The sequence below is a fragment of the Sphingobacterium sp. NPDC055431 genome, assembly GCF_053644255.1.
On sequence record NZ_JBSHLH010000006.1, the window covers coordinates 56,194 to 82,200 of the forward strand.

General features: G+C 41.5%; 17 protein-coding genes. 5 read left to right on the forward strand and 12 right to left on the reverse strand.

Features of this window, described 5'->3' with window-relative positions:
* The first annotated feature begins 1 nt into the window (after position 1).
* Complete coding sequence (locus ACWIB3_RS07865) at positions 2 to 1,279, forward strand: AI-2E family transporter (RefSeq protein ID WP_454291311.1); 1,278 nt, start codon at positions 2 to 4, stop codon at positions 1,277 to 1,279.
* Positions 1,280 to 1,333: 54 nt separating this feature from the next.
* Here the strand turns inward: ACWIB3_RS07865 and ACWIB3_RS07870 are convergent, their stop codons facing one another.
* The 3 genes from ACWIB3_RS07870 to ACWIB3_RS07880 all read right to left on the reverse strand — a co-directional run bounded on the left by ACWIB3_RS07870 (position 1,334) and on the right by ACWIB3_RS07880 (position 6,447).
* Complete coding sequence (locus tag ACWIB3_RS07870; RefSeq protein ID WP_454291312.1) at positions 1,334 to 4,270, reverse strand: DNA polymerase III subunit alpha; 2,937 nt, start codon at positions 4,268 to 4,270, stop codon at positions 1,334 to 1,336.
* 139 nt (positions 4,271 to 4,409) lie between these two features.
* Complete coding sequence (locus tag ACWIB3_RS07875) at positions 4,410 to 5,339, reverse strand: endonuclease/exonuclease/phosphatase family protein (protein ID WP_185210544.1); 930 nt, start codon at positions 5,337 to 5,339, stop codon at positions 4,410 to 4,412.
* Positions 5,340 to 5,409: 70 nt separating this feature from the next.
* Positions 5,410 to 6,447, reverse strand: coding sequence for an endonuclease/exonuclease/phosphatase family protein (locus ACWIB3_RS07880; RefSeq protein ID WP_185218237.1), 1,038 nt, complete (start codon positions 6,445 to 6,447; stop codon positions 5,410 to 5,412).
* 207 nt (positions 6,448 to 6,654) lie between these two features.
* Between ACWIB3_RS07880 and ACWIB3_RS07885 the strand changes: the two genes are divergently transcribed.
* From ACWIB3_RS07885 to ACWIB3_RS07895, 3 genes are read left to right on the forward strand one after another with little or no spacing between them, the layout of a single operon-like run.
* Complete coding sequence (locus tag ACWIB3_RS07885) at positions 6,655 to 7,830, forward strand: glycosyltransferase family 4 protein (protein ID WP_313260000.1); 1,176 nt, start codon at positions 6,655 to 6,657, stop codon at positions 7,828 to 7,830.
* Entirely contained in the window at positions 7,815 to 8,849 is a 1,035-nt protein-coding gene (locus tag ACWIB3_RS07890) for a lysylphosphatidylglycerol synthase transmembrane domain-containing protein (protein WP_185210549.1), read from the forward strand. The genes ACWIB3_RS07885 and ACWIB3_RS07890 overlap by 16 nt, the downstream gene beginning before the upstream one ends.
* Positions 8,830 to 10,038 carry a glycosyltransferase family 4 protein gene (locus ACWIB3_RS07895; protein WP_454291313.1) on the forward strand — a complete coding sequence of 403 codons (1,209 nt, stop codon included), beginning with the start codon at positions 8,830 to 8,832 and terminating at the stop codon, positions 10,036 to 10,038. Before ACWIB3_RS07890 ends, ACWIB3_RS07895 begins: the two co-directional genes overlap by 20 nt.
* On the opposite strand, the gene dinB is transcribed toward ACWIB3_RS07895, so the two are convergent.
* Both dinB and ACWIB3_RS07905 read right to left on the reverse strand, forming a co-directional pair.
* Positions 10,035 to 11,225: a DNA polymerase IV gene (gene dinB, locus ACWIB3_RS07900; RefSeq protein ID WP_185210558.1), complete on the reverse strand. Its 1,191-nt coding sequence runs from the start codon at positions 11,223 to 11,225 to the stop codon at positions 10,035 to 10,037. The genes ACWIB3_RS07895 and dinB overlap by 4 nt on opposite strands.
* A gap of 61 nt (positions 11,226 to 11,286) precedes the next feature.
* Positions 11,287 to 12,090 carry an alpha/beta hydrolase gene (locus ACWIB3_RS07905; protein ID WP_313260006.1) on the reverse strand — a complete coding sequence of 268 codons (804 nt, stop codon included), beginning with the start codon at positions 12,088 to 12,090 and terminating at the stop codon, positions 11,287 to 11,289.
* Between the two features lie 123 nt (positions 12,091 to 12,213).
* Between ACWIB3_RS07905 and ACWIB3_RS07910 the strand changes: the two genes are divergently transcribed.
* Positions 12,214 to 14,964 carry a DNA gyrase/topoisomerase IV subunit A gene (locus ACWIB3_RS07910; RefSeq protein WP_454291314.1) on the forward strand — a complete coding sequence of 917 codons (2,751 nt, stop codon included), beginning with the start codon at positions 12,214 to 12,216 and terminating at the stop codon, positions 14,962 to 14,964.
* A 154-nt stretch (positions 14,965 to 15,118) separates the two neighbouring features.
* On the opposite strand, the gene ACWIB3_RS07915 is transcribed toward ACWIB3_RS07910, so the two are convergent.
* From ACWIB3_RS07915 to ACWIB3_RS07945, 7 genes are all read right to left on the reverse strand, one after another.
* Complete coding sequence (locus tag ACWIB3_RS07915) at positions 15,119 to 16,144, reverse strand: clostripain-related cysteine peptidase (protein ID WP_454291315.1); 1,026 nt, start codon at positions 16,142 to 16,144, stop codon at positions 15,119 to 15,121.
* Between the two features lie 143 nt (positions 16,145 to 16,287).
* Positions 16,288 to 17,331 carry an endonuclease/exonuclease/phosphatase family protein gene (locus ACWIB3_RS07920; RefSeq protein ID WP_254529751.1) on the reverse strand — a complete coding sequence of 348 codons (1,044 nt, stop codon included), beginning with the start codon at positions 17,329 to 17,331 and terminating at the stop codon, positions 16,288 to 16,290.
* A 5-nt stretch (positions 17,332 to 17,336) separates the two neighbouring features.
* Entirely contained in the window at positions 17,337 to 18,686 is a 1,350-nt protein-coding gene (locus tag ACWIB3_RS07925; RefSeq protein WP_454291316.1) for a DUF5689 domain-containing protein, read from the reverse strand.
* Between the two features lie 12 nt (positions 18,687 to 18,698).
* On the reverse strand, positions 18,699 to 21,446 hold the full coding sequence (locus ACWIB3_RS07930; protein ID WP_454291317.1) for a carboxypeptidase-like regulatory domain-containing protein: 2,748 nt from the start codon (positions 21,444 to 21,446) through the stop codon (positions 18,699 to 18,701).
* 71 nt (positions 21,447 to 21,517) lie between these two features.
* Positions 21,518 to 22,924, reverse strand: a complete 1,407-nt coding sequence (locus ACWIB3_RS07935; protein ID WP_454291318.1) for a fimbrillin family protein — start codon at positions 22,922 to 22,924, stop codon at positions 21,518 to 21,520.
* 31 nt (positions 22,925 to 22,955) lie between these two features.
* The gene (locus tag ACWIB3_RS07940) at positions 22,956 to 24,518 is read right to left on the reverse strand and encodes a DNA/RNA non-specific endonuclease (protein WP_454291319.1); all 1,563 of its coding nucleotides are present in this window, start codon (positions 24,516 to 24,518) and stop codon (positions 22,956 to 22,958) included.
* 303 nt (positions 24,519 to 24,821) lie between these two features.
* Entirely contained in the window at positions 24,822 to 25,856 is a 1,035-nt protein-coding gene (locus ACWIB3_RS07945; protein WP_454291320.1) for a N(4)-(beta-N-acetylglucosaminyl)-L-asparaginase, read from the reverse strand.
* Between the last annotated feature and the right edge of the window lie 151 nt (positions 25,857 to 26,007).

The following is a 26,007-nucleotide window of genomic DNA, read 5'->3' on the forward strand; positions in this document are numbered from 1 at the left end:
TATGGAAAATAAACAAACCAAAAGACCGTATTCCTTTGAGCTTGCATCGAGCTTGATGGCCTTGGTTCTTATCATTGCCGTCATGTACTTTACCCAGGGTGTTCTATTACCGCTCATTTTTTCAATCCTGATTTCAATTTCCCTTTATCCATTGGCAAGATTATTTGAAAGAATCCGTCTTGGAAAGGCCTTTTCGGCGATCTTGGCTGTCATTGTAGCCATAGCAATTATCTCGGGTCTATCGTGGTTTATTGTTTATGAGAGTATCTTGATCGGTAAAGATGCATCAGCGATCACGGACAAAGTGATGTCTGTATTAGAGGGTGGGCAGAAGTGGCTGAAAAGCCAATTCGGCATTGAAAGGACTGAAGTGATGGAAAAACTGCGCGAGCAGGGGGAAAAAGCCATGGAGAATGCCGGAGGTATGGTATCCAGTACATTTGGGTCGATTGGGAATATCCTGGCCAGTGCCATCTTGGTTCCATTATTGAGCTTTTTCCTATTGTATTACCGTGATTTCTTTCGGGAATTTTTCTTTAAAGCTTTTAAAACAACTCCTCAGAGTAAAGTCAATGAGGTGTTGAACAAAATATACGATGTGGTTCAGAGTTATTTGGTAGGGCTGATTACCGTAATGGGAATTGTTGCTGTACTGAATACGGTGGGACTCATGGCGATGGGTATTGACTATGCTTGGTTTTTCGGCTCGTTGGCCTCCCTGCTGATGTTGCTTCCTTATATAGGTATTGCCATTGGATCGATCTTGCCTGCATTATTTGCATTGGCCACAAAGGATAGTGCTCTATACGCATTGGGTGTGGTGGCTTGGTTTCAAGTGGTGCAATTCCTGGAGGGTAACATCATTACGCCAAATATTGTGGGTTCCAAGGTCAGCATCAATCCATTGATGGCAATCATCGGAATCCTATTGGGCGGGATGTTATTTGGATTGGCCGGTTTGATCATTGCGCTGCCTTTTATCGCAACGTTAAAGGTTATTTTTGATGCAAACCCAAATATGGAAGCATTTGGTTTCTTGATTGGTGAGCCAGAGAAACTCCATCTCAAGCGGAACTCGACACAGGAGCTGCTGATGAAATGGGGAATCGTTCGGATGCCCAAAAACAAGAAAAAAATTGAAGTGGATGTCAATGTTACGGTAGATGGTCCAGAGGAAACTCCGCATTCTGAAATGACCTATAAAGAGATCAATGAATCTGAGGAGCTCCCTTATGAAGACCTTCCGCAAGATAAATTCAAGAAGAAGGACGAAGAATAAGTTTTTCGGACTTAAGACAAAAGACATAAGGTTCGCCTTATGTCTTTTGTGTTTTTATACTTCTTGCTGAATGTTGAATCCGAGCTTCCGCATGGCAGAGATCTCGACACTGTAGACTCCAAATTCTTCCATAACCCTTCCGTGGAGTTCATAAAAGCCGCTTCCCTGGAAAGGGTATTGACGGAGTACGGGCGGAAAATGCACGGTATCCAACCAGTCTCCCTCCACATCGAGAAATGTCCCGAAACACATCCGTTCTTTTTTAATGGTTCGGGTTTCTTTCAAGGTGACCAATCGGCCGATGATCTTGATCTGTTGGCCAAGGAGATCAGGCAACTGATTGACCAAGACCGAACCTTTCAGATGCTCCTTATTCAACAGCTCAAAGAAGTCGCCCACGACAAAGCCCAAGAGATCGAGTTCATCACGCAGGTCATCCATCCTGTTCTTTTCAAAATCAGGCAGGGAAAACTTGATTTCCTCTGTTTGGAAAAGCGTTACAGGATCATCTTTCTCTGTCCGTTTATTCCTGAAGTTTGCTTCCCATAGCAGGGTTTTCTTATCCAAGCCCGTGAACCGCAATGCACCGATCCGGATCAGGATATTGAGCTGTTCGGGAGCCGGATGCAATCGCTGTAGGACATCATTCAAGCTTTTATACGGTCCATTTCGCTGCCTTTCCTCCACGATCTGATGGGCAAACTCCTGCTCCAGACCTTGCAAGTGGATAAAACCGACATAGACCTGTTGCTCGGTAATATTGGTAAGATGATCGCTGTTGTTCAAGCATGGAAGTTGGATGATGCCGCCATTCCTCCGTAATTCATGGAAATAGAATTCCGTGCGATAAAAGCCGCCGAAATTATTGATAACGGCGACATAAAATTCACAGGGGTAATACGTTTTGAGGTAAAGGCTCTGATAACTCTCCACAGCAAAGGAGGCCGAGTGCCCTTTGGCAAAGGAATAACCACCAAAGCTCTCCATCTGCCGCCAAACCTCGGAGGTGACAGATTCATCATAGCCTTGTTCCCTACAGTTTGAAAAGAATTTCGCACGCATCAGCTCAAACTTATTTTCAGAACGGTACTTTCCGCTCATGGCCCGTCTCAGGATATCGGCCTCCTCCAAGGATATCCCACCGAAATGATGGGCAACCTTGATCACATCTTCCTGATAGACCATCACTCCGAAGGTCTCTTCGAGGAGTTCCTTCATTTTAGGGTGCAGGTATTCGATTTTATCGCGATCATGATAGCGTTCGATATACTGTTTCATCATGCCCGATTGAGCGACTCCTGGCCGAATGATCGAACTGGCCGCCACGAGGGTAAGGTAGTCAGAACATTTCAGTTTGCCCAAAAGCTGTCGCATAGCAGGGCTTTCGATATAAAAACAGCCAATGGTATCTGCCTTTCGGATCATTTCTGCAAGCTTGGGATCTTCAAAGAAGCGTTCCACCTGATGAATGTCGACATGCTTACCTTTATTTTTCTGCACCAATCCTAGGGCGTCTTTGATATGCCCCAAGCCACGCTGACTCAGGATATCAAATTTAAAGAGCCCTATCCTGTCGGCCTCGAACATATCCATATGGAGGGTCCGAAATCCCTTTGGCGGTAATTCCAATACGCCGTATTCATTCAATGGTTTTTCACTGATCAGCACCCCACCGGCATGGACACTGATATTGCTAGGGAAATCAACCAACAGGGCTCCATATTTCTGGATCCACCGTTGGATTTTATCCTCAGCACTCCATTCTCGCTTATGCACCAATTCATCGATCTCCTCTTTAGGCAGTCCAAATACCTTTCCCAGTTCCCTCACAATTGCCCTTCGCTGAAAAGTATTGTACATGCCCAGTAAAGAGACATGCTGACGACCATATCGCATAAACAGGTACTCAAAGATGGCATCACGATCTTTCCAGCTAAAGTCAATATCAAAATCGGGTGGAGAGGTCCGGTTGGGATTTAAAAACCGTTCAAAATATAGATCTAGCTTGATGGGATCCACATCGGTAATGCGCAGGCAATAGGCAACGACCGAGTTGGTACCACTTCCCCGCCCCACATGATAAAACCCTTGCTCATTGGCATACCGCAACATATCCCAAACAATCAAAAAATAGGAATTAAATTCAGATTGCTTGATAATGGAAAGTTCCTTTTCCACCCGCTCCATGGCCTTTTTGTTCTTGCTGCCATACCGGATCTTGCAGCCTTCAATAGCCAACTTTCTTAACAGTTCATGGTCATCATCCATGCTCGCAGTGAAGTGTTTCTTGTTTTTATCGATATGGAAGGTCATTTCAATCGAACAGCTCTTGACCACTTCCATTGTCTTGCTGATAACAGATGGGAACTTTGCATAGGCAGAGACCAAGCTTTCTTCATCCATCAAGGTCTCATTTGGTCTGGCATAATCCTCTTTGACCAATTTCGTCAGTAGCGTATTCTTAGCAATTGCCCTTAAGATCCGATGCAGGTCATAGTAAGTCTTATCTTGATAGGTCACAGGTTGCAGCACGACCCAGCAGTCAGCTTGAAGTGCCTCTTGCCAGCTCAATTTATTGAGGTCCTCCTTCCTTAATCCAATGAGTTCATTTGGCCTTAGCTGTTCGATCTCAGGATGATTCTCAAAAGTATAGATGACCCAAAGATCATCGGATTCAAAAGGTGGCTTTTTGGGGAAATCCAACTTCCTCTGTTTATAAAAGGAAAGGAAACTCTGGATGACGTATAGACCGGCATTGTTTTTCGCCAAAAGGATATAACATAATTCGTTTTCATTGCGTATTTCGACCCCTACAATAGGTTTGATGTTTGCTTCCTGACATTTGAGCACAAAATCCCAACAATCTGCCGTACTGTTGATATTTGTCAAAGCCATGGCCTTAATCCCTAAAGACTGCGCACTTTCTACCAAATCCTTTGTAGGAAAGGTTCCATAATGAAAACTAAACCAGGTCTTGCAATTCAAAAACATTTTACAAGATTAAGGTTTTTTTAATTCATTTTACTAAAAATATTAGCAAAAATACTTTCAAAAAAGCTGAACTATTGAAGCCCAGCTAAATCTAATATTACTAATTATATACTAAATGGTCAATCAGCTATTATGGAGATTAATCCTCCCAGGTCCAGTTCAGTTGCATGGAAACCGCCAAGTGGTCAGACAGGGCTTCTCCATCGGCACTTGTGAAATGCTGGATCTCGACCTGATAGTCCATTGGCTGAAATTTCAGGTGGTCGCTATTTCTAAAGAAAATCTTATCTAAACTCTCCGTGTCGTTGTTGAGGCTCAACATATGCTGCGCAATAAACTTGGGAATAACCTCTGGAAAAACACCTTTACGGAGGAATTGGACCCAACCATCAGACAGCCCCGTGGTCAGAAGGAACTCATGCAAATTGTCTCTTTTATAAGCATAATGGGCATTAAAATCACCCATGACGATTAAAGGCCTACCTGCGGAATTATCGTTGATATAAGTCGCCAACTGTCTAAAGTTTTCCCTTCTTGCCCGAGCTGCGCGAGCAACATCGCTTGAGTTTGCATGCACATTATAAACATCGACAGTTACTTGATTGGCCAATTGGATCTGCGCAAAGCTAAACCCTTTCACGGTCCAACAATCAGGACCACTGCAATGGCGCCATGGAATCCTTCTGTATTCAATGATAGGATACTTGGACAAGGTATTCAGACCATCGCCAATTGGAATCTTCCCTTTGGTCTGCGTACGATAAGGATGTAAGTTCTTGGAATAAAATGAAGTATTATAGTTAAAATCTTCTTGGACATTGACAATATCATAAGGCTCAACTTTTTCACCGATTTCGGCAATACTGAATTTCCTAGGGAGCTTTGCTGCCGAGATCCCTTGGGGTAACCCTGCGATATTATAGGTCAACAATGATATTTTCCCTTGCAAAAAACGTTCTGAAGAGGATTCTTCTTGGGGGATAGCTACGGAAATCAGCTTTCCCTTTAAGCTCTTGAAAACAAATAGTAAAACTATAATTACCGCTGCGAGTATAAAAAGTATGGTCATCTATTAACTTATATGAAATAAAAGTATCTTCTTCAAATTATCTAAATGGGAATTCAACATTAAGTTTTTGTTACTCACCACCATGGAAACCTTCTAATTGATCAATGACCTTAGATTTCTTATCAGAAGTCATCAAAGAATCGTTCAATTCCCATTCCAATTTTAATGAGATAGCACAATGATCGGAAAGAGGTTCGCCCGTATCGGTACTGAAAAGCTCATGTTGCACTTGGTAATTTTTTGGTTTGAATATCAACTGTTTGCTATTGCGAAAATAAATCTTGTCGATGCTCTCGCAATCGTCCGTTACGGTCAAAGCGTGCTGTGCAATAAAGTTTTCTTCATGCTCGGGCAACCGGCCTTGGTTTCGAAGAAAAACCCAGGTATCGACTAAGTCCATCTCTTTTTGGAAGGTCCGCACATTATCTTCAGCAAAGGCATAATGTGCATTGAAATCACCCATGATCAACAGAGGTTGTCCTGCAGATTTTTCTTTTATGTAGTTCGCGAACTGCTCTAGATTTTTCTTTCTTGCAACAACCGCAGACCTATTGTCCTGGGCTGTGGCATGTATGTTATAGACATCCAGGAACACATCCTTAGCAATCTCTAATCGGGCATAACTGAATCCCTTCGGTGTCAAGCAATCACTGCCGCTACAGTCTTTCCAGGAAATTCGCTCGGAGTCTTTAATAGGATATTTGGAAAGGGTACTCAAACCATCCCCGAAAGGAACAGTCCCCATGCTTACGGTTCGAAATAAATGCAGATTGGAAGCATACAATTCAAAATTGTAATTGAAATCTTCTTGAACATTGACGATGTCAAAGCGGTTGATCCGTTCACCAATGGTCCGGATACTGGCCGCCCTTGGAGTTTCGGCACTGGAAATCAGTTGCGGAAGCCCTGCAATATTATAGGTCAATAGCGATAATTCTCCAGATGAACGATGTTCCAGTTCAGGATAGTTCAGCAAGGGCATTGCTTTGGAGCCATTGCTGCGCTTGTAACTGAACATAAAAACAAGGGAGAAAATAATCGACATCAGTACTATAAACCTGAAATGCCACGCTTTACTTTTCTGAGGATAAGGAAGGTTGATCAGCATATCTATCAATCGTAATTCCTATAGCAAAACTACCGTACACGGTTAAATCTAATCTTAAGGTAAGATTAAAGGTTTGTTGATTTGATATTTAGGATTTATTAAGACTTCATCATTCCTAAACATTTCATTCACAATAGCATAACACCAAATTAGCAATAAAGAAACACTGAGCCTATACTTTTACCCGATAGACAATTTGAATTCTAAATGAAGAAAGTTGCTTTTTTTTCTGAGATTCTCATAGAAGATTTTGACGGGGCCTCAAGGACCATGTTTCAAATCATAAACCGAATCGATCACACGGCTTTTTCTTACCTTTTCATTTATGGAAAAGGTCCTGAAAACTTCAAGACGCATCAATCTTATCAAGTCCCGACCTTCCGCATTCCGATCAATGATGATTATTCATTGGCAGTTCCCCAATTATCAAAATGGAAACTGGAAGAGGCCTTGGATAATTTTGCTCCGGACGTGATCCATATCGCAACTCCCTCCCTTTTAGGGTTCTTTGCCATGAAATATGCAAGAAAAAGGAACATCCCGATCCTGAGTATCTATCACACCCACTTTATCTCGTATATCGCTTATTATCTCCGCAATCTATCTTCTTTGATCAGGCCTGCAGAATATTGGATGCGCAAGGCTATGCTCCGCTTCTACAACAGTTGCCATAAGATTTATGTGCCCGCCAATAATATCATGGATGAACTTAAGGAAATTGGGATACAGTCCGATCGTTTGACTTTATGGCAAAGGGGTATCGACCTGAGATTGTTTAACCCCGAGAAAGCTGACCGAGCCTATATCCGGGATATCACAAAAAACGACAAACCCAATATTTTGTTTGCAAGCCGCTTGGTCTGGGAGAAAAACGTGCAAACCTTAATCGACGTTTATCAGCATCTCAAAAAATCAAAATTTGAATATAACTTAATTATCGCAGGCGATGGAGCCGCAAGGGAAGAAGCAGAAATGCTGATGCCTACAGCTCATTTCTTGGGAAAATTAGACCATACTGAACTATCAAAACTATATGCTTCTTCTGACGTGTTCCTTTTCACCTCTACTTCGGAAACTTATGGAAACGTGGTAATAGAAGCCATGGCATCCGGTCTTCCCTGTGTCATTGCCAATGGAGGAGGGAGCTCCAGCCTGATTGAACACGGAAGAAATGGGTACAAATGTGTGCCCAACAATGCCTTGGAATACATGTATTTCATCCATAAGATCCTGAGCGATCCCCAAATAAAAAACGAATTCCAACAGGCTGGACTGAATTACGTGAGAAAATTGGATTGGGGGGAGTTGGCACAAACTTATTTTGATGACATCCATGAGTTAGCTTCCGAACCCATAAACGGTATTGCATGGGCAGGAAACTAAGGATCAGCAAAAAAACGGTCAAAACTGGGCTTATCCTCATCATACTTGGTTTTATAGCTGTCTATATCCTCAACACCGATTTCTCAGCTATAAAAAAGGAATTGCTAACAATTGGATATAGATTCATCTATCTCCTTGGGGTTACTTTCTTGGCTTATTTTTTTGGTACCTGGTCTTGGTATGTCTGTCTGGCTGAGGACCGCAAGAAAATCAGTTTGATGAAGATGTTTGCGGTCCGGCAAATTGGCGAAACCGTCGGTCAGTATAACCCGACGAGCATAGTCGGAGGAGATTTACTGAAAGCTGAAATGCTCAAACCTTATGGGATCTCCACCGAAGTAGCTTTAAGTTCTGTTGCGACTTCCAGGATCACAGTGGTACTTTCACAGATCCTCTTGTTCCTGATTGCCTGCCTTTGGCTGAGTGGCATGGAAGCTGGGCAAGCTGCATTGAAGAGCATAGGAGTTGCTTTCTATGTCTTTGTTGCATTCTTGATCCTGTTGAACTTAGTTTTTTTCTATTGGCTCATCTTTAGCAGATCCTCTTCAAAACCCGTGAACAGTGAAGATATCGATGGCTTTTGGAAAAAACTCAGATCAAAGGTCTTGCAATTGATATTCAATATCCGAAAGTCTTACCGGTTTAACCCAAGGTTATTTTGGTACTCTTACCTCTTAGCGGGTATCCATTGGATTATCGGCAGCTTGGAATTCTATCTCATCCTGCTTTTTTTAGGCTTTGAGGTAGAGCCCATGCATGGTTTGCTGCTGGATATGGGCGTCATTGTATTTAAAAGTGCGGGAGCCTTTGTTCCTGGACAATTGGGAGTTGAAGAGCTTGGGAACAAGATGATGCTACAGATCATAGGTATCAGTGCCTCTAGCATCTGGATTTCGGCCTCCATCCTTCGCCGTGCAAGACAGCTTTTCTGGATAGCTGTAGGGTTTATCCTATACCTATTTGTCAAAAAGGACAGTACACAATCATCTACGCTGAAAAATGGAAATATTATTTGTTAGTCATAAATATCCACCTGCAACAGGTGGTATGGAAAAACAAAGCTTTGAACTGATCAACAACCTTAGCAAGCATCCGCAGGTTCAGATCCATATGCTGGTTTATAGAAAAGGGGAAGAGAGCCTGTTGAAGTTTTTCTGGAACCTCAATAGCAATATCCTAAGGACATTGGAACTCCATCCCAATATTCAACTGATCCATTTTAACGACGGACTGATTGCATCGCTTGCGCTCTTTCATTCCGGCTATAAACATTTGAAAAGAGTGGTTACCCTACATGGTCTGGATGTGGTGTTCCCTTTGAGATACTTTCAGAAGAAAATCCTGCCACGTTTCAATGAATATGACCACATCATTACCGTTAGCTCAGCCACTGCAAAAGCTGCCATCCGTCGTGGCATTTCCGAAGATAAAATAACCGTTATCAAAAATGGCGTTGACCATGATATTGCCAAATCCAGACCGGCTCCTTTGGAACAGATCAAGCATTATTATCCACAGATTGACCTCAACAAGAAATACATGGTGACCTTGGGTCGTCCCGTGAAACGAAAAGGCTTCGCATGGTTGTTGAGGGAAGTTGTTCCTCAAATGCCATCCGAATTTCAACTGTTGATGATTGGCCCTTTCAATCAAAAAGCTAGTTTTACGGAAAAAATCCTTCGTCTACTTCCTAAAAAAATATTCCACTTGATTACTCTTTTTTTGGGATACCCTTCAGATGAAAGCGAAATCCGAAAACTTTTGCAAGACCCTATCATCGACTCTCGGGTAAAACATCTTGGCAAAGTTCCTTTTCAGCATCTTCAATCGCTTTTAGGGCATGCATCGGCTTTTTTGATGCCCAACATTCAGGTACCGGGTGATATGGAAGGTTTTGGATTGGTCTGCTTAGAAGCTTCAGTGGCTGGCACCTTGGTCCTTGCTTCTTCTCTGGAAGGAATAACCGACGCTGTTCAACATCAGAAAAACGGGATCCTTCTTCCTTCCAATGATTCAGACCGTTGGGTCGACCAGTTAAATGCAGTCCTAGATAATACAGATGGATATCAGGTCTTGGCAAAATCTTATCAAGCCTTTAGTTTAGAGCACTACGGTTGGGAAATCATGGCCTCATCTTATCTGCAGACCTTTCGACAGTTGACCTATAAGAAATCTTCCTTAAAGCTGTTGCACTCCAAGGAATGTTAAAAATGGGGACTCCGATCCTTTTTATTGATTTCTTTTAAGGATATCGCCCGTTTGATTGCCTCGTCACCATATCGAGCTCGCATGGCATCCATGGCTTGGTACAAGCGCACAGCCTCTTCAGTATCTTCAAATAGATTGATCTGTTGTGATCCCTGCACCAGATGGCTGAACCGAACCCCGATCAACCGGACCAGCATCCGGCGGTCGTAGAGCTTAGCAAAAAGTTCTTTGACCTTCTTCAGCAATACGGTATCAGAGGCGGTATAGGAAATCACCATCTGTTTACTGACCGTATCAAAATTGGCATACCTCAATTTTACCGTAACACAACCGGTCAATCGCTCCTGCTTGCGCAATTGAAAAGTCAACCGTTCTGTCATCCGGATCAATTCACTGTTCAGGAACTGCATGTTGATGGTATCTTGCAGAAAGGTTTCTTCCGTGCCGATGCTCTTTTGTTCAGAATAGGGAATAATGGGTGAAGGGTCGATCCCATTGGCTTTTCTGGAAAGGTCAATCCCGTTTTTCCCTAAAAGGTTATGCATCATTGGAACCGGGATCTCACTCAATATCTTGATCGTTTTGACGCCCATCTGCAGCAGGAGCATGCTGGTCTTATCCCCTATCCCCGGCATCCGTTGGATTTTCAGAGGAGCCAGGTAATCTTTTTCTAGGCCATGCAATATCTCCTTGCGTCCATCGGGTTTTGCATCATCGGTCGCCACTTTGCTGATCAGCTTATTGGATGCTAAAGCATAACTAATCGGCAGACCACTCTCCTTTTGGATCTTCCCTTTCAGCTCTATCATAAACTGACTGCAACCGAAAAAACGGTCAACACCTGTCAGATCCACATAAAACTCATCCACACTCGCCTTTTCCATTACCGGAACAGTCTCCCGAACCACATCGGTCACCACCCTTGAATAATAGCTATAACTGTCCATATCGCCACGTACCACAATAGCATGCGGACATAAACGCAAAGCCAGTTTCATCGGCATCGCACTATGGACTCCAAATTTCCGGGTCTCATAACTGCAGGCCGAAACTACCGCACGGTCGCTCAACCCTCCCACAATCAAAGGTTTACCAATGAACTTACTGTTCTTCAGACGTTCTACGCTTACAAAAAACGTATCCAAGTCCAAATGAGCCACAAAACGCTTATTATCAACCAAATTCATAGTAATTCCGAATATGAAACAATTCAAAATTACTAAAAATATTAGTAAAATAAACTTTTATTTATTTATTCAACCGTTCGATTTCTTTCAATAAAAGCGGGAAAGCGGGATAGGCCATTCCATGATCATACCCGTCTAATTCTAATAATTTAACCTGAGTGTGGCCAACTATCTTAAACATCCTAGCCAAGTAGGCATTCTCTTCATATCGACCGACCATTTCAAGCTCCCGGTCTCCTGTGATCAAGGTCATCGGAACATTGTTTTTCCGGACCCAAAAAAGAGGTGCAAATTCATCAACGACAGGTTGATTGATATGGATCCCTTTTTCGGCACGGGCCGTAAAATGGCTGATGCATTGAGCACTGAAGGGAACTACAGCAAATAGATCGTCTGAATTGACACCTTCATCAGCTAAATAGCGGGAATTTAAAGCAAGCATCAGGTTCAAATACCCTCCAGCAGAATGACCGGAAAGAACAATCTTTTTGTTGCTGCCTCCAAATTCAGCAATATGATCGAAAGTCCAGTGAACCGCTTTTGCAGCATCCTTGATGATATCTTCAACCTTGACATTGGGCGACAGTCGATAACCGACCCCTACTACGGCGACACCTTTTTCTTTCAGGTAAGCCGGAATCTCTTTCCTTCCTTCCGTCAATCCGCCACCATGGAACCACACGATGGTAGCAAAATCTTTCTTGTCCTTCGGGTAGTACACATCCACTTGACAGCGTTCCTTGCTATACGGATCCGCATTGGAAGGCACATAAGAAATATTCTCCTTCAAGCCATAATTTGCACTTTGGGCAAAAAGAAAATTCAGGAGGGAACAAAATAACAAGAGGGTCACAAGTCTTTTCATCTGATAGGGTTTTGATAGATTGTAGAATAATCCTAAAAATAAGACAAATAAAATGAATTTTGTATTTTTACGAGGTTTGCGGAAATCAATCCTGTAAACCCATCAAAATCTTACGAAAATTTCATGAGTGACGAAATCAACGATATAGAAGAGAATAACGACTCAAACCCAAATCAAGACCAACAAAGCAATACCATCCCCTTGTCGGGACTATATGAAAATTGGTTTCTGGATTACGCTTCTTATGTCATATTGGACCGCGCGGTACCACATATCAATGATGGTTTCAAGCCCGTTCAACGTCGTATCCTCCATTCCCTGAAGGAAATGGACGATGGACGATATAATAAAGCGGCAAATGTCATCGGTAATACCATGAAGTACCACCCACATGGGGATGCTTCCATTGGGGATGCGATGGTTCAAATAGGGCAAAAAGATTTACTGATCGACTGTCAGGGTAACTGGGGAGATCCGATTACCGGAGACTCCGCTGCTGCCCCTCGTTATATCGAAGGCCGACTGTCTAAGTTTGCCAATGAAGTGGTCTTCAATCCTGATACTACCGATTGGCAATTGAGTTATGATGGGCGGAATAAAGAACCGATCACCCTTCCTGTTAAATTTCCATTGTTATTGGCTCAAGGAGCAGAAGGAATTGCCGTAGGTTTGGCGACCAAGATCATGCCGCATAACTTTATTGAGCTGATCGATGGATCCATCCAAGTTTTAAAAGGTGAAAGACCGGCAATCTATCCGGACTTCCCAACTGGAGGGATGGCCGATGTAACGGGATATAATGAAGGACAGCGTGGTGGAAAAATCCGTGTCCGCGCAAAGATCGAGGAGCGGGACAAGAAAACATTGGCCATCACCGAAATCCCATTCGGCACTACAACCGGCTCATTGATCGATAGTATCGTTTCGGCCAATGAAAAGGGAAAAATCAAGATCAAGAAAATTGAGGATAATACCGCTGAGTTCGTTGAGATCATTGTGCACCTTGCCCCTGGAATTTCTCCAGATGTAACCATAGATGCATTGTATGCTTTCACCGGCTGTGAAACTTCCATTTCGCCAAATACCTGTGTGATCAAGAACAACAAGCCTCATTTTATGAGCGTGAATGATATCTTGATAGAAAACACAAAGCAGACCAAGAGCTTGTTGAAACAAGAACTTGAGATCAGGTTGCATGAACTTCAGGAAAAGATTTTCTTTAGCTCCTTGCTGAAGATATTTATCCAAGAAGGCATGTATAAGCATTCTGATTATGAAAATGCCGGCGATTTCGACACCGTGGTAGCAGTGTTGAACCAATTATTTGAGCCATTCTTTGATCAGTTCTACCGTGCGATCACACCTGAAGATTTCAAGAGGTTGATCGACAAACCCATGAGTAGCATCACACGCTTTGACGTCAAAAAGGCAGATGAGCAAATGAAAGCCCTTGAAGATGAGATCAAAGAGGTTAAAAAGAACTTAAGAAATCTTACAGAATACACCATTAAGTGGTTTGAATATATCCGTGGAAAATACAGTAAAGGAAGAGAAAGGAAGACTGAACTCCGTGTATTCGATAAGGTAGAAGCAACCCAGGTTGCCCTAGCAAATGCAAAACTTTATGTGAACCGCGAGGAAGGATTTATTGGAACCAATATGCGTAAGGATGAATTGGTTTCAGATTGTTCGGATATCGACGATATCATCGTTTTCCGCGCGGACGGTAAATATTCCGTTGTCAAAGTACAGGACAAGGTGTTCGTGGGTAAAGATATAATCCATGTTGCTGTCTTCAAAAAAGGCGATGACCGGACCGTATATAATGCCATCTATAAAGATGGGGCTACCGGTACCAGTTACATCAAGCGGTTCTCCGTGACAGCAGTCACAAGGGATAAGGATTATGATATAGGTAAAGCTAGTAAAGGCACTAAGATCCTTTACTTTACTGCCAATCCAAACGGAGAGGCCGAAATCGTAAATATCCAGCTCAAACCTCATTCAAAACTACGCAAGCTGAACTTTGATATGGATTTTGCTGAGATCGCAATCAAGGGACGTGCTTCCCAAGGAAACATTGTCAGCAAATACCCCGTTAAAAAGGTTGCCTTTAAAAGCGCAGGGGTCTCAACTCTTGCCGGTAGAAAGATCTGGTATGATGATATCCTAAAACGCTTGAATGCCGATAATCGAGGTAAGTTCTTGGGCGAATTCGATGGTGATGACAAAATCTTAATGGTTGTCAACGATGGAACCTATGAGTTGAGCAACTTTGACCTGAACAATCACTTCGACGAGAAAATGATCCGTCTGGAGAAATTCATTCCTGAACAAATCTATACGGCCATCCATCAGGACAGTAAATCTGGAACCTACTTTGTCAAGAGATTCAACTTTGATGATAATCCAGTAGGAAAACGAGTTCGTTTCATTCCTGAAGAAAGCAAATTGGTTCTGTTGACCAACAATGACACACCAATCGTTTCTCTGGATATCCTGAAAGGTAAATCCCAGACCCACGAACATCTAGAGCAGGAATTAAATGAAATCGTAGATGTGAAAGGAATGAAAGCGCAAGGTAATAGGTTATCATTCCATACGGTACAAAAGATTAAGCTTCTTTCTGAAGAAAAGGACCTTTCAACCTCACAAGAAACTGAGGTAAATGAGATCGCAGCACCTGAAACACAGGCTATGGTCGAAAAGGAAGTCAAGTCTGAAAAAACAACAGTAGAACTAGAAAAACCGAAGGAACCAAAACCTGCTGAACCGGATGATATTCCTTTTGAAATCACCAACCCTGATGATATCCAAATCGATACCAATGGGCAGCTGGGATTGTTTGGAGGCAACGAAGAAGAAGAAAATTAAGATAAAAGGGGACCAAGTCCCCTTTTTTATTTATGAATTACAAAATTTTTGCCCACCTCGTAATCGCAATATTTACTATTTTGGAAACAATGAAAAAAGGAGCCATAGTATCCTATGAACTCCTTTAAAAAAACAAGTAGTAATTATGTGATATTTATGATATCCAATGGAATAGTTTAAAATAGGATGAAGCTGAATTCCAAGCTAATCCTTGATAATATTTAGCAAATTCATTCTCAGATTGTGCAGGAATATAACAGGACACCCCAGAGAAAGAATTAATTGCTGTTCCTAAAAATTGAGGGGTTGCAACCTTAAAGAGGACAGTTCGATCGATTTGACTCTTAATCATGGCTACATGTTCCTTCGAATAATTTTTCTCGCAGAAATCCAAAAGATCAAATGCAGGTACGGTAGAAACCATATTCGGATCAAGATCCAACCTCTGCACATCATTCCTGGAAACTTGCCCATATTTTCCAGTTTGGATAACACTTTCCATGGCCTTAGCCAAATTGGTCATCTCTTTCATATTTATTAAGGAATAACTAGCTGAACGGAACAATCCCTTCTGGTTATTGTAAAAATCAAAGTAAAGCTGTGCTGCCTTTATGAGTCCTTTTTCCACATTCTTATCAAAAAAATGTTCAATGATCTTGTCATATGGCAGACCAACACTGATGACCTCTGTTGGGGAAGCTAATACATAGGGAACAATATCTTTTAATTCATACAGAACCTCCACAGAACCCATGGAGCAGGCATCAAAAATCAAATATTCTAAATTCCTTGGCAAAGCTCTTTTTAGGTCCATTACATCCATGGTCTCCCCATTATCGTCTCCAAATGATTTGACTTTTGCCATTTTCGAGTTCCCAGGATACCAATTGGTAGCATGGGACCATAGTATGGCCGCATAACTTTCTGCCTTTCCGAGTTGCTCCATATCTTCAAATATCATTCTCATGATATTTGGATCTGAGGCATTGTGTTCAGGATAATCTTTTAAAACCTTACTGACAATCTGTGGGGTATCATCATGAACGATTTCGTAAATCTTGGGATTTTGGCCAAAGACCTTGGCATAAACTAATAATTTCCCTCCAAAATCTGCATAGCCGGCCTCCATCTGATTGATATTTGCGTAAGCTTCCGGAGCTAAGTTGTTGTTTGCTGACATATAGACCATAACAGTCTTGGAAACTACTTGCCTTCCTTGAAGGTCCGTTTTGCTGCACGAGGCTAATAAAACACTAAATAACAGGACAAATCCTATTGTAAAACTTTTCTGAAAACATTTTCTCCTGTTGTTCATTTTTTTATTCAATCTAACTCTTTTAACAAATAAATTAATACGGGAAAGTGATCGGAATATCCATTCTGGAATAGATTACCAGAAAACGTCCTTAAGGGATATCCTTTGTACCGACCGTCCTTGGTAATTAAATAATCGGGATTATAGATTTCAGATTTCCAGAATTTCAAACTGCTCCTATCATCTCCTAATAGTGGCTCCGAAATAATAATCTGGTCAAAAAGGCTCCATTTGGCAAGATATCCTAATGTTCCAATACCTTGTGTATAATGCTTAAACATAGTATTGTACAATTCCCCTGGCCTTACATTTTCACTATAGCGTTTTGCTCCTAAAATCTCCTTTACGCTGATATCAACAGGGTCGTCATTGAGGTCACCCATGATGATGATCTTTGCTTTATGATTTTTCCTGTAAATGGAATCCACAGCGTTTCTGACTATGCCAGCAGCATGCTCGCGAAGTTCAGAGGATTTGGACCCAAACCTGGAAGGCCAATGGTTAATGAATACGTGGACCATCTCATTGGCAATTACCCCCTTGACCATTAAAATATCTCGAGTAACGTATTCCGGCCTACTTTCAATATGGTAAGGCAATATCTGGGCATGAACTAAACGAAAAAGCTTGGGATTGTAGAGCATTGCAACATCGATTCCTCGACGGTCTGGAGATTCGTAATGTACAACTTCATAACCATTATCTTTTATAGCACTTTGCTTGATGAGGTCATTTATTACCCTCCTGTTCTCAATTTCAGATAGTCCAATAATTACGGGCCCTGATTTACCATATTTCCTTCCGATACTGCTCAACACAGAAGCAATTTTCTCCTGCTTTTTCCAGTACTTGTCCTGGGTCCAGTTCATCCCGCCTTTTGGTGTAAATTCCTCATCTTGGATACTAGTATCTCTTTCTGTATCAAATAGGTTCTCTACATTATAGAATGCAATGGGATATACAGAATATTTCCTGTGCTGACTGAGGCCGTTCAACCATAGTGCTGCAAAAAGAAATAACAGAAGGTATTTTCTATTTTGAATACTAAACATATCTGTTATTTCAATTGAGGAATAATGATTTCTTTCTTTCCTCCATTTCCTGAATCCGCACCCACCAATTCTATATTATCTAACCTAAAGCCAATTTTGTTGTTAGCAGAGTTGGAAACAAACTCAATCCTCAAATTATTGGCTTGTGGAATCTTAGGAATACTGATGGTAAACCATTTGTTGTTGTCCCCCGCAGCATTCGATATAGGCTTACTTGGGACTGACATCAATTGCCCATTGACCTTGACCTGGATTTGGTTAAGGTCCGCCGATGCAGATGCATCAAACAGGTTTGCTGTCAGTTGATAGCTTAAGGTCACTTCGCCTTTACCTTGGGAATTGATTCCGGAAATCTCTACAGTAGCATCTCTATTGGCTGGCAACCAGATGTGGGCACCATTTCCTCCCGATATACTTCTAACATCGGCAATACTCGCATCTTCCTTATATTGAACCGGAGGCTTCATGTCAAAATCTTTAAAATCATTGATTTTTGGTCGATTTCCTGATGGATAGGTTCCCTGTCCAAAGGTTTCTTTGAAAAAACTGCCGGCAGTCGGTTTGACCTCTTCCGGATTTTCTCCACTAAAACTCAGAACATCGGCCTTTGTCCGCAACAAAAGCTGCCAGGTACCATTGAACCTTCCTAATATCCCAATAAGGCTACCGATCCCCCTAGGCAATAGGTCCTGGGAAAAATTCGAATAATTACTCGTCCGAACAACCAGCACTTTCCCATCCTGATCCCTTATTTCCTCATTGCTGGTGGCATTTTTTTCCGAAAAGGTCCTTTTTCCGCCATTGACAAAACGTATGTCCCTTACTTCAACGATTTGATGGACCAGATCGTCCGTCAGTTTATCAAACGATATTTCTTTATATTTTACATTCGCTGGGTTTGGCCATGAATTCATCTTGACCTTATCCTGAAAACTCTGCCAGGAAATCCTATTGGCATTGGTGGTCCCCAAACCGATCTGCAATTCACCACCATACTTTAAGATATATAAGTCCTTAAGGTTCACATAAACTTCCTGACCAACCTGATAGGTCACATAGACCGAATTTTGTTCCACGCCTAAATAAATGCCTGCCGTTCCATCCTGTACATAGATTTGCTTATAGATGTTGCCAGATTCATCATTTGCAGTCACAATCCCTTTTATGATTAATTCCTCCTCCAAAAATACCGGATCCTTAATATCCTTAAATCGTTCTTTTAACTGTTTTATACTGATGTTATCCGGTTTCCCCTTATAGACCGGTTCAGTCAAAGGTGGTGGGGTATACTCGCGTTCACATGCCAATAAAAGCATGCTGAATAAGAACAAATAGATTAACCTAATATTTTTCATCTAATAACTTTATTAAAACCTATAACTTGTATTAAAAAACACATTGAAACCCTGCATATAGAAATATCGAGAATTGAACCTATCTGGATATACTAGGTCCAACCTACCTTGTTCATAACCGCCAGTCCCAACATTTTTTTGGTTCAGTAAGTTCATAATCGACAGATTGAAGTTCAAGGCACGTCGGTTCCGAAGGTAGATCAACTTCCCAACCGAGGCATCCAAGGTAAAATTTCCTTTCAGCCTCTCTTGGCTTGTCAATTTCCTATATGATTCATAACTTTCTTGATAGGGGTTCACCGTGGAATATACTGAAGCCATTCTCCTCAAAGCAGCAGAGGACATGTAGTTCCAGCTGACAAGATTCCCACTCATCTCGAGGAACCAGTAATCGTAGAAATACCTGGCAGCAAAGATTCCGGCCGCCTGTGGCGTTCCAGAGACAAAGAGGTTCTTCATGTAAACTTTCTCCTCCAAATTCACCATAAGGCCATTTTCTGAGTTCATGGTCCCCATGGGATTGTTGCTATAGTAATATTCAGCTAGGGTACCAATAAAATCGAAATTCCAGTTTTGGTTCAGACTATAGGTTACACTTGCCTCTATTCCTCGATGTTTTCGATCAACTCCACTTAGGTTGTGAAAGACAAAGGTCCGCTGGGAATCATGGTAATAATTCATCCGTTCCAAATGATCATAGAAATTAGTCTGGAAGAGTGACAGCCGCCCAGATAGATGCGGCAAGGAAAAAACATAATTGATATCATTATGGAGGATCCTGCCACTAGAAAGTCCTTTAACGACGCGGTCTGTAACCCGCGGCATCACATATGATCGATCGGGAGCTGGTGGCTCTGTGATATAGGCAGAATTGGCAGAAAGGAAATTCCGGCCATCAAACTTATAGGTCAGGCCAGCTTTTACCGTAAAATCCACAAAGTCATATTTAGGACCTTTCCCATACGAATGGTCAGGGAACCGGCCGTTCCTCATATTTCCAACCCGACGAAAATCGGTATAGCTGATTTTTGTTCCGTAATAAAACTCTAAATTCCTGGATTGAAAACCATTGCTCAACCATGCATTCACAGCCTGAATATCTATATCGTAATCATAGCCGAAAATATCGCCCTCATAAACTTTTCGGTTGGGAAAAAGAAGGTCATTTTGCTTGACATTTTCATTACCTGGATTCTCCCGTTCGGCAAACTTGTCTAGATCAACGACATGGTCGGCTCCCAGCAGATCATCTATGGTCTTATACTGGTATGATCTCGTCTTTCTAGCCTCAATACCTGCTGTTAGATTAAAATTATTTTGATAAAGCTTATTGAATGTTATGTTCACTGTCCCTTCCATCAGGTCAGAATGCCTGCGTTCCAAGGTGTACAAAGCAGCACCGTTCGTTTTTCTAATATTCTCGGGGTTCAGATTCTGACGGTACATTTCTTCCCAGTTCAACTGGGTGACCTTAGGGTCCCTAGATTTCCAAAGCTGGGTATACTGTTCGATAGTCCTCATGTCAAGTCTAGGGGTAAACCTTGAAAAATTGGAGGGCAAATAACGATAATAATCAGGTCGTGGATCCATGGCGTTATACCAGTTCAATGCCGAATTACTGTATCGACCATAATGTATAATACCTCCAGAGGTCAAACTGCTCCTGTCATCAATTTTCCAGCGATGGGAAATGACCAAGGTCGGATCATAGGCATGGACCATTCTTGAATTACGGATCTTACCATTTTGATAGCCCCAATTTGGATTATATAGATTATCACCGACCAAGTCATAGACCTCCTGAAAAGAGGATCCTTGTTGGCCCCGAACTACTGGTGAACCAAAGCTGAGCACGGAAAGCGAATGATCGCCGCCCTGCCATTGTTTTTCCATCGACAATGCATAGGAAAAGTTTCTATAGGATGTCCCCGGAATAAATCCCTTATCAGAAAACCTACCACCGATAGCACCCGTAAATGCCCAACCTTTTTCATTTAGCCCTGTTGAATAACTGAACATGGAGCGTGCATAATAGTTCCTATTCGTGTAGGACAGTGTGAGCTTCCCTCCCTTTGCATAGGAGCTTGCTCGCATATTGATGTTTTCAGAACCTCCAATGGTTCCGAAAGTGTATGTTCCTATTTGATTGTAATTGACCACATCCCCATTTCGGGTCAGGTCATTTAACGCTCCGATTGAAGCATAATTAAAAACTCGGCGGTATTGGTCATTCGCCAAAATGCCGTTGATATAGATCTGTTCGTAATGTGGGTCGTATCCACGAACCCTAAAACGATAAGGAAAGAGCTTAAACCCTACTTTATTCAGGTAAAGGTCATTGGAGAGAATAACGGATGCCTGAATATCTTGTGAGCTCATGTCCCCTTCCGAGGAAATGATATCATCATCTATCACACCCAGAACGGTCTGCACATCGATCTGATTTTCAGCAACCAATTCTATATCCTCCAATCTCATGAAACTGGAATCCTTAATTTCAAATTCCATCTCATAGTTTCTAAATCCAGCTGACTGAATGATTAATTTTTCAGGTCCGGATTTCAAGTTGACAAAGACAAACTCCCCTTCCTCGTTGCTGCTGCTGTTCATCTTGTTCTGTTCCAGGTAAACCGAAACACCCACCAAGGGGATTTTCGTGCGGCTGTGGACCACCTTACCTGATAGTTGAATTCCTTCCTGCCCCAAGACGGCTACACAAAAGCAAGTCAACAAAAAGATTATGGAAAAAATCCTTTGCATATTCTTTAATATTCGAAAGGTTTCATTGAACAAGGAAGGGGAATTTTATCCCCCAACCTTGATTAAAATGATTATTTTGTTCCTACTAATTTGATATTATCGATACGATAACCACCCTCATTTAATGCTGAAATCGCATCAAATTCAATAGTGATCGGAGCTGCAGGAATACCTGTGTTAATAGTTTGAGTAGAGAAAGAATTTTGACCTCCCAATACGCCAGGTTGTTGCATTTCTTGACCATTGATTTTAACTTTCACATTCTCCACCTTCTGTCCAGGACGATTTGAAGCCATTGAATAGGTCAGTTTTAAATTAGTAAAGCCAGTTGTATTAATGTTTTGGATCTTTAACCCTGTGGTTCTATTTGCTGGCAACCAAACATGGGCATCCATGGTAGTGGTCCTACGGATGTCGGCATATTCTGCAGTATACAGATCTGAATAACTTACGGTCTTATTATAAAATCCTGTATACTGACCGATTCTAAACCTTTTAGACCTATCATCCATTGAGATATCACCAAAAGTTTCTTCAAAAATAGTTTGTTCAACACCAGTAGGAGTTGGAGGAGTAACTGTACCACCATCTTTGCCAATAGTATGTGTTCCACCAGTAACTGAGGTCCAATCTGTGATAATCGCATTTCCAGTAACGGCAACTAATCCGCCTACCTGAAGAGTGATATTATAAGTGTATTTCTTACCAGCTTCATAGTTCAAGTTTGCCGGTAAAGTCCATTTATAATTATCAGATCCAACTGTAAACACAACCTCTTTAGCACTATAATCAGAAGGAATTAAGATAGCTTCAACAAATTGATCCGCATTTTGAGCTGTAACCTTCGCGTTGATATTTGCATTGCTAGTTCCTGCTGCGATAGCTCCTGTCGAAAGTTCCATACTTGAAACGGTAGGTACATTATTATAAGCTGCTCTTAAACCTGTTAAATTGTTCACACCAGTTCCAGCCTTAACAATCAACTCGATTTTTGTCAGCTTATGTGCAAATTCCAAACTTGCAGGACCCGAATTTTTCCCCAAATTCTTTGCATTGTCTGAATACATCACATCAATCTTCGCTAAATTGCTCTGATCCGTAACATTAAAATCTAATCTTGTTCCATTTATCGCAGTTGAATAAGGATAATACGCAATAAAATCTACCTGTCCAGTTTCAGGATAATTGATGATATCACCTCCCGTTGCCGTAAAGTTCCCGTTTCCATTGGTGATGTATTTTTTGTTCGCCGCCAAGATATTTGACAATCCTGTACCTTGCTTCATAAATACACCAATTTCATCATTTGCATCCCACGCATTTCCATTTGCTTTTGTTGCAGTTGTACCTAGAATCCTAGAAGTGAACTTAACTTCCGATGGATTGGTTTTCTCCAACTTCCTGTAATCATCTTTTTTACAAGAAGATACCAAGGCGATAAACGCCAGGGTTGCAGCTAATAATTGTTTTGTTTTCATTGTAATTTATTTATTTGATTTATAGTAAGTCCTATCTCCAGATCGCATTATTGATCATGCTTTTTGTCGCTTCCGGAAGCCCCGGAAAAAAGCGATGTCCAGTCTTCCTTTCCAATTCAGCTACAGTCATTCGATAACTGTTAAAATGGGCACTGGCCTGCGTAGCCTTATTTTCCATATAGAAACCTATGGTATAATAATCCTGCCCCCTTTTTACGGCCAAAGCCTTATAGTAATATTTTGGTTTTGCAACATCCTCACCTCTATTATCCTTCACATATTCTACAGGAGCATTGCCATCCCTGATTCCGGCTCCTGTTACTACATACATGGTATCCACCCCCGAATTCCTTGCCCAAGAACGGATCTGATTTTCCAATCTTGCCCACAGCCCCTGGTTCAATGAGCTGTTCTGAGCAGTCATATTGGTATAATAAAATGTCGTGGAGTTTTCGGCATAATTCTTTGTCCTATCTGCACTCGGGATCTGATGACCACGGTCTATTCCTCCGATTCCAAAACCTCTTGATAATAAAGGTTGAGTAAAGTTGGAAAAGCTAGGGTCATAGGCCCAATTGTCCGTACGGGACTGCCCCCCTAAATAGTCACCACTCAATGGATAGGCCACCCAGTGAGCAATCCTATTTTTCTTGTCGTAAAGCATTGAAAAATTTCGTTTGGAACGATCAGGAGTCATCTTAAAATTATATTCAAGGTCTGCTGAATTTGAAATGACTGGCAATTCCATATAAGAGACAGTCGGGTTTGGATCCACCGTACCATCATCAGTCAAATCGATACTATACTGGTATCTATTTCCCCGCACATAATCTGTTGCCAACTTGCCAATTTCCCAGGTATAACGATCTCCTTTATTACTAGTAAACACCATTACAGATTGACCACTCAATTTTCCAGGAAAAATGACCCATTCGATTACCGTTTCTTGTCCTGTAGACAGGACCTTACCCTCCACGTCCTTGGAGACTTGACTAGGGTTTAACTGAGACTGATCAATTTGAAAAATTGCTTCCGTCAGTAAAGACCTTATTTTTGCAGTAACCGCATTGATCCCCGCTCCTTTTACTCGAACCTGGATCTTGGCCATCAGTCTTTCAAAATTCAATTGAACTGGCCCCTGCTGATAGCCCATGGCATTAGCACTGTGCCCAATCATATAATCAATGGTAGCCTGTTGTTGCTGATTGGATATGTTCAATTCCCTCTGCAGATCAGATCTTCGTTGAAAAGGATAAAATGCAACAAACTTAACTTGCTTATCCTTGGGAAAATCTATGGCGTCTGCCGATGTTTTGGGAGAAAAATTCCCGTTCCTTTGCGTTATAAACTGTTTATTGAACCCCGCAGGTATCACATTGCCTGCTGTCAGAGCCTCTCCCTGATACATAAAAATTGAAATGGAATCCTTTTCATCCCATTGCGTACCTGACATACGGGTCTGAACCTGGCCAGTAATCTTACTGGTAAACAAAACAGATTGTTCTTGCTTAACTTGGATATTACTGAAGTCTTTCCGACATGAACCCAAAAACAATAACGCAACTGCGAGAACAAAGAATAACCTCTTAATCATTAACTTAATATTTATTATATAAAAACCAATTATTTCTCATCATAATAAGTTTGGCTCAAAATCAAGACTTTTCCTGAGTTTTAATTTTGAATTCACCACCAAATTTACCTTTGAATTAATACAGTTTAATTAAAAAGATATTAAGAATATATTACTAATGAGGCTTTGGTTAAACTCTATGTTAAGCAACAAGATAAAAACCAAGGAATTAGCAAATTGAACAAGCTTTTAAGCCTTTATTAAGAGGACAAAAAAAGGCAGAAACAAATAATGTTTCTGCCTAGCACCTTTTATAAAAATTTCTTATTTCGGCTTGTAATGGAACTTACCTTTTTCTATCAGATCTTGTTGTTTTTCATCACAGATGGCAAAAGTAAATCCATCTTGCAATGCATACGAACCATATTCACCATTTTTATTTAAGGCTAAAAATCCTACCTGAATATCTTTGGCAATTTCAGGTTTTTTCTTGACGATCCTCATAACCGCTTCCTTGCAGGCATCTTCAGGGGAATAACCTTGACGCATTAATTCTACCACCAGAAAACTACCTACATTCCGGATCACTTCCTCTCCCACACCGGTTGAAGTAGCTCCTCCAACCTCATTATCAACATATAGACCTGCTCCGATAATTGGACTGTCGCCTACTCGGCCATGCATTTTAAAAGCCATGCCACTGGTAGTGCAGGCTCCAGAAAGATTACCGTCAGCATCTAGGGCCAACATGCCTATGGTATCATGGTTATATTTGTTTCCCGGCAGTCTTTCCGTGGCAAATGATTTATTTTCAATGTTCATGACCGGTTTGTAGTTCTTTTCCTTTAACCACTCTTTCCAAGCTTCCTCAGAACTGGGGGTCAATAAATTCTCGGCCTGGAATCCATTCTCCAGTGCAAATTGCCTTGCTCCGGCACCAACCAACATCACATGTGGCGTTTTTTCCATCACTAATCTCGCTACCGAGATAGGATGGGCAATATCTTCCATCGCCGCCACTGAACCACAATTACCAAGCTCATCCATAATACATGCATCCAAGGTCACATGTCCATCACGGTCCGGATAACCACCTTTTCCCACTGTTACATTCTTTAGATCGGCTTCAGGGATTTTCACACCTGCTTCGACCGCATCAAGGGCCCGACCATTTTTCTTCAGGATTTCCCAAGCAGCTTGATTGGCAGCAACACCAAAATCCCAAGTGGAAATCACAATAGGTTTACGAACCAATTTCGTGGATTTCTCTGTCGCTTGACAGGAAATAGCAGAAGCTACTGTACCTATACTGGCAGCCCCTATGATACCTTGTTTTATAAATTTTCTTCTTGAATGCATAGTAATTACAATATTAGGAATACAATTTACAAAGAACAAGGATTAAACAATTGTAAATTATGCGTTATTTCCAGTTAATTATTTGGAAAAAACGTAAAAATACGCTTAATTACAGTCTATTTTTCGCATATTTATGCGGTTTTACCAAGAT